The organism is Microbacterium sp. SCN 71-21, assembly GCF_001725695.1.
Classification (GTDB): domain Bacteria; phylum Actinomycetota; class Actinomycetes; order Actinomycetales; family Microbacteriaceae; genus Microbacterium; species Microbacterium ginsengisoli.
In genome coordinates this window covers 3,844-6,266 of sequence record NZ_MEGA01000126.1, presented here as the reverse complement: position 1 = coordinate 6,266, position 2,423 = coordinate 3,844, and the positions used below count along the sequence as shown (strand labels likewise).

2 protein-coding genes and 1 pseudogene are annotated in these 2,423 nt (G+C 68.4%); 2 read left to right on the top strand and 1 reads right to left on the bottom strand.

Annotated features, from left to right (window positions below):
- The coding region (locus ABT08_RS13120) for a bifunctional copper resistance protein CopD/cytochrome c oxidase assembly protein (RefSeq protein WP_288115251.1) at nucleotides 1–1,691 on the top strand (1,691 nt) is incomplete at its 5' end.
- Nucleotides 1,692–1,701: 10 nt separating this feature from the next.
- On the top strand, nucleotides 1,702–2,097 hold the full coding sequence (locus ABT08_RS13115) for a DUF4307 domain-containing protein (protein WP_045246023.1): 396 nt from the start codon (nucleotides 1,702–1,704) through the stop codon (nucleotides 2,095–2,097).
- Between the two features lie 39 nt (nucleotides 2,098–2,136).
- Here ABT08_RS13115 and ABT08_RS13110 read toward each other — a convergent pair.
- Nucleotides 2,137–2,423 (bottom strand): annotated as a pseudogene (locus tag ABT08_RS13110) (heavy metal translocating P-type ATPase); the annotation flags it as partial.

Here is a 2,423-nt window from a genome sequence, read left to right as displayed (position 1 = left end):
CCGCGGGCGCGACCGGGTTCCTCACGCTTCTCAGCGTGTTCAACCCGGCCATCGACGCAGGCCCCCAGTTCGGTGCCCAGCTCGGCCGGTTCCTCGTCGAGCTCGAGGTCGGCAGGACATGGCTGATCACGACGGTCGCCGGCGCCGCCCTCACCGTCCTGACATTCGCCGTGCGGTCCTGGGTCGGGACGCTTCTGGTCGCCCTGGTGGCGGTGGCCTCGCTCGTGCCGATGGGCACGCAGGGGCACTCCGGCGATGACGCCTTCCACCACGAGGCGATGATGGCGCTCATCCTGCACATCATCGGCGCCGCGGTGTGGCTCGGCGGGCTCCTGCTGCTCATCGCCGTCCGTCCAGCCCTCGACCGTCGCCGCATCCCCGATCTCGTCGCCCGCTACTCGAGCATCGCTCTGGCCGCGTTCGTGCTCGTCGCCGTGTCCGGCACGGTGCGCGCCGCCATCGGCCTGCAGGAGTGGTCCGATCTGCTCTCGCCCTATGGCGCGATCTTGGGCATCAAGGTCGTCGCGCTCGTCGGCCTCGGCCTCTTCGGGGCGTGGTACCGCACCCGCCTGATCGGCAGGATGCGCAGCTCCGACGCGGCATCCCGCCCTTTCTGGATGCTCATCGCGTTCGAGCTGGCACTGATGGGTGTGGCCAGCGGCGCCGCCGCAGCGCTGGCCCGCACTCCGCCACCGAACCCGGCCCCGCTTCCCGAGATCCCCTCGCCGGCAGAACGCCTCACCGGTGCCCCGCTGCCCCCGGAGCTCACGATCGAACGGTGGGTCACCGCGTGGAACGTGGACATGTTGTGGGCGGTGCTCGCCGGGTTCGCGATCTTCTTCTATCTCGCCGGGGTGTGGCGGCTGCGCCGGCGCGGCGACGCGTGGCCTGTGTATCGCACGATCATGTGGGTCGCCGGCATGGTGCTGCTGGTCTGGGTCACCGGCGGCGTCGTCAACGTCTACCAGGACTACCTGTTCAGCATGCACATGGTGGGGCACATGCTGCTCACGATGGCGATCCCGGTGCTGCTGGTCGCCGGCGCCCCGGTGACCCTCGCCGCCCGGGCGATCCGCAAACGCGACGACGGCACCCGCGGCGGGCGGGAGTGGATCCTGTGGGCGGTGCATTCGCCCGTCGCCCGCATCCTGACGAACCCGTTCGTCGCGGCCGCCCTGTTCATCGGCTCACTGTGGGTGTTCTATTACACCGACCTGTTCCGCTGGTCGCTGTACGACCACCTCGGCCACCAGTGGATGATCGCGCACTTCCTCATCACCGGCTACCTGTTCGCGCTCTCCCTGATCGGCATCGACCCGGTGCCGTGGCGGCTTCCCTACGCCGGCAGGCTGCTGCTGCTCATCGGTGTGATGGCGATGCACGCGTTCTTCGGCATCGCCATCATGATGCAGTCGGGGCTGATGGTCGCCGACTGGTTCGGGTCGATGGGTCGCACCTGGGGTGTCACACCGCTCGAGGATCAGTACACCGGCGGCGGTATCGCGTGGTCGATCGGTGAGATCCCCACCCTGATCCTCGCGATCACGGTCGCGATTCAGTGGAGTCGCAGCGACGACCGCGAGACCAAGCGGCGAGACCGGCACGCCGACCGCACCGGCGAAGCCGAGCTCGAGGCCTACAACGCACGCCTCACCGAGCTCGCCGACCGCGATGCTCGCAGCCGCAGATAGGGCGCACTACGTGACGACGAAAGAGGAGCTCGCCGACCGCTACGGTCGGGGACCGCGGCCCATCCGCCGCCGCGTGTTCTGGGTCACCGTCGCGACGGCGGCAATCCTGTCTGTCGCCGGGCTTTCGTGGCTGACTGTCTCGAACTCGCTCGACGACGTCGGATTCGACGAGACCGGATACGAGCTGGTCGATGCGCGCACCGTGACCGTATCCTTCCAAGCCACGCCACCCGCTGGGACGTCGTTCGCATGCGCGGTGCAGGCATTGGATGAGGACTTCGGCATCGTCGGTTGGCGGGTCATCGAGTACCCCGCGTCCGAGGAGATCACACGAGCACTCGTGGAGACCATCCCGACCGTCGCGCAGGCAACGACCGGCACCGTGCAATCCTGCTGGGCCACATAGCCGCGCAAGGGAGGCCGTCGCCTGCGCCGGCTGAGTCTCTCAAGCGGTGGGCCTGTCTTCGTGGTCGATGCCGTGGTGCTCTTTGCCGCGCTCGAAGTTGAGCAGGCGGAGTGCGTTGCCGACGACGATCAGGGTGGAGCCTTCGTGGATGAGTACGACCGCGCCGATGTTCAGGCCGAGGAAGGTGGCGAGGATGAGGAACGCGACGATCGCGAGGCTGGCGATGAGGTTCTGCCGGATGATGCGGCTGGTGGCGCGGCTGAGCCGCACGGCGAACGGGACGCGGCCGAGGTCGTCGCTCATCAGCGCGATGTCGCAGGTTTCCA